A 2,778-nucleotide genomic window follows, 5' to 3' on the forward strand; every position below is an offset into this window, starting at 1 on the left:
GGTCATCAGTGGGCTGCGGTGCGCGTTCCTGATAATAAATATGCAGTTATTCCCAACCAAACAATGATTGGTAAACTGAACCTCAAAGATTCTGATAACTACTTAGCTTCTCCGGGAATTAAAAGTTTCGTAAAGAAGCATAAACTAAACGGCTATAATCAAAAATCACTTGATGTTGCCCTTGCATTTGGCACTAATAGCAAAATGGATCAAGCTTATAATCGACCAAGAGTGTGGGATGGTCAACGTATATTAACACCAAGTAAGAAGCAATCAATCACTACCAAGCGCTTTTCAATGTTCATGAAACCAGATCATAAAATAGGCATCCCTCAAATTGAAAAAGTCTTGAGCTCTCACTTTAACAATACAAAATACGATTCAAATGGAAAATGGGTTGGCGGATATCGACCAATTAATGTTCCCACTGATGTTGAATCACACATTCTTCAAATTAGAAATAACGTTCCAAGCAGCATTGCTGGCATTCAGTGGTTAGCGATGGCATCCCCAGCAACCAGTGCTTACATTCCGTTCTATACAAATATTAAGGATACCCCTGACCAATATAAGATTGGAACGGATGAACCCGATACTAAGTCTGCATACTGGACATACAAAATGACCCGAGTACTAACAGACCCATACAAAAACCTACTAATCAATAAAGATGTTGTTCCAGCACAAAAGATCGTTAATAATCAACTAACAATGAATTTAGCAACATCTGATAAGCATGCTCAATCGCTGACCGGCGATGATTTGGTAAATTATTTAACGGAACAAAATCAAACAAACGCTGACTATGCACAAAAAGAATTCAAAATATTGAATCAAAGACTCGTTAAAGATGCTACAACACAAACTAAGATCGTTCAAAATAAAGATCTGTAATCAAAAAGTCGCCGGACAAAATCCAGCGACTTTTTCATACATAATATTGTTTATTCAGTTGTCTTCTCAGTATGTTCCACCACCAACTGCTTGACGGCCTTCATTGCGGCTGCCAATGCTTCATCGCTGGCGGCATAGCTAATTCGGACATAGCCATTATCACCAAATGGGTCTCCTGGCATCAAGCCAATGTGATAATCCTTTGCCAAAACGTTAACGAAATCCCAGCTGTTCATATGCAAATTTTCAGGGATTTTCGCAAAGACGTAGAAGGCACCACCTGGGTGAACAACGTCAAAGCCGGCTTCGTCCATCTCTTTGGCGACAAAGTCACGCCGTTTCTCATATTCTACCAACATTGGTTTGGAGTCATCTTGACCATGAGTTAACGCCTCAATTGCGGCAAACTGCACGATTGAAGCTGCAGCAGTGACCGTATATTGGTGAACTTTGGCGATTTCATCAATAAACCCGCTGGGACCAAAAACCAATCCCAACCGATACCCGGTCATGGCATGTGACTTGGAAAGGCCATTTACCACGACGGTTTGGTCAGGAAGGACATTTGAGATCGAGTAATGTTTCTGCCCGTATGTCAGTTCGCCATAAATTTCATCGCTAATGACCCAAATGCCATTTTCTTTTAGTACCGGCGCAAGTGCAGCGATTTGTTCTTCCGTATAAGCCACACCGGTTGGGTTGTTTGGATCTGTCAGGATCAAGCCCTTTACATCCCAATCAGGATGGTCGGCGATTGCTTGTTGGACTTTTTCTGGAGTTAAGATAAAGCCATCGTCACTGGTATCAATTAAAATCGTATTCAGCTCGTTTAAGGTCGTCAACGCATTGTATAGCGGATAAGCCGGCGTTGGGATAATCACGGCGTCACCGGGCTTAAACAGGGCCTTAATGGACGATGCAACAGCTTCGGTTGCGCCGACGGTTACCAAAATTTGGTCAGCGGTGTAATGATAACCAAATTTTTCCTGATAATACGTGGAAGCTGCTTCTCTCAGCGGCTGATAGCCCCAATAGTATGGATAATGAGATTCGTTATTGTTAATCGCATCAATTGCTGCTTGCTTAATGTGCTCAGGAACGTTGAAGTTGGGTTCTCCCAAAGTCAACTTAATAATCTTTGGGTCGGCGCTGATGTCATGATCGAATTTCCGCATTGCGGAAGGCATGACTTTTAACACATAAGGATTAATCTTATCTAATTCCATGATGGTAGCCTCCAGAAAATCTATATTTTACAAATCTGTCATCAAACGGCAAAAGTTATTGTTAATAATATAACAATTTCATGAGAAGTCAATGCTAATCCGCAGAATTGTATAATTATTCTTTAATCTATTGAACCATGAGTATTGCTCAAGCAGCATTTAATTATTTTGGGTATTCTTACATTGACACGTCAGCTAAAAAGGGGTTATTTTTCCGGGAAGGGCTCTACTTGCAACACATTTTCACGATACGTTGCCCAGTATACATCCCGGATATTATCGACTCCCTGCTTGGAAAGCTCAGCGTCCAGCCACTCTTGGTCTTTTCCCATCACATCCAAAACATCGGGATCAATTTGGCCATCGACAATTACAGGATAGCGAATACTGCCTTCTCCCCGATTCAAAACAGTCAGTTGGCCGTTTTGCTCCAAAATAGCCCGCTTAACGTCTTTAATGTCATAAACTCCGGCTGTTCTAAGCTTGAAGTCCACATCTTTGGCGGATAAGTTGGCGCGAATACAATTTTCGACCAGCATCTCACCGTTTCGAACCAGTGTGATCGGTTCGCCTTCAATAAACTTGCCAAACCAATGAATGTGGGTCTTGAGATAACGGGTCACCAGAATTAACAGCGCCCATAACAGAAGAATCACCA

At 41.8% G+C, this 2,778-nt stretch carries 3 protein-coding genes; 1 reads left to right on the plus strand and 2 read right to left on the minus strand.

Features of this window, described 5'->3' with window-relative positions:
* Window positions 1–894 (plus strand): C69 family dipeptidase (locus AB3112_RS10410; protein WP_367334448.1); only part of this gene is annotated, 894 nt, incomplete at its 5' end.
* A gap of 50 nt (window positions 895–944) precedes the next feature.
* Here the strand turns inward: AB3112_RS10410 and AB3112_RS10415 are convergent.
* The gene (locus tag AB3112_RS10415) at window positions 945–2,120 is read right to left on the minus strand and encodes an aminotransferase class I/II-fold pyridoxal phosphate-dependent enzyme (protein WP_084973532.1); all 1,176 of its coding nucleotides are present in this window, start codon (window positions 2,118–2,120) and stop codon (window positions 945–947) included.
* A 206-nt stretch (window positions 2,121–2,326) separates the two neighbouring features.
* A partial coding sequence (locus AB3112_RS10420) for a DUF421 domain-containing protein (RefSeq protein WP_367334449.1) occupies window positions 2,327–2,778 on the minus strand: 452 nt, incomplete at its 5' end.

The sequence above is a fragment of the Lentilactobacillus sp. genome (genome assembly GCF_040773105.1).
Classification (GTDB): domain Bacteria; phylum Bacillota; class Bacilli; order Lactobacillales; family Lactobacillaceae; genus Lentilactobacillus; species Lentilactobacillus parabuchneri.